We start from the raw sequence: 236 nt of genomic DNA, 5'->3' as shown, positions 1-236 counted from the left end.
TTGGAACTGCTCGCCAGAGATGCCAAGGTAAACGTAAACCCCATCTAACGGTACGTGGGGTTTATGGGTCGCTTACGGCTTTTTACCCATCGACAACAACGTCGCCGAAAGAGCGGTAAAGCCTGATAGGCCGCAAGGCATGGCTGTTCGGCGACACACCCAAGGGCGCCACCGCCAGTGCCCAGATCTACAGTCTGGTCGAAACTGCCAAAGCCAACGGCCAAGAGCCCTATATG

At 55.9% G+C, this 236-nt stretch carries 1 pseudogene; it reads left to right on the top strand.

Going from position 1 to position 236, the window contains the following annotated elements:
* Positions 1-76: 76 nt before the first annotated feature.
* Positions 77-236: pseudogene (locus tag QN399_RS26655) on the top strand (transposase); the annotation flags it as partial.

Origin of the sequence: Pseudomonas sp. 10C3 (genome assembly GCF_036346185.1) — a bacterium.
Taxonomy (GTDB): domain Bacteria; phylum Pseudomonadota; class Gammaproteobacteria; order Pseudomonadales; family Pseudomonadaceae; genus Aquipseudomonas.
This window is presented reverse-complemented; position numbering and strand designations above follow the sequence as displayed.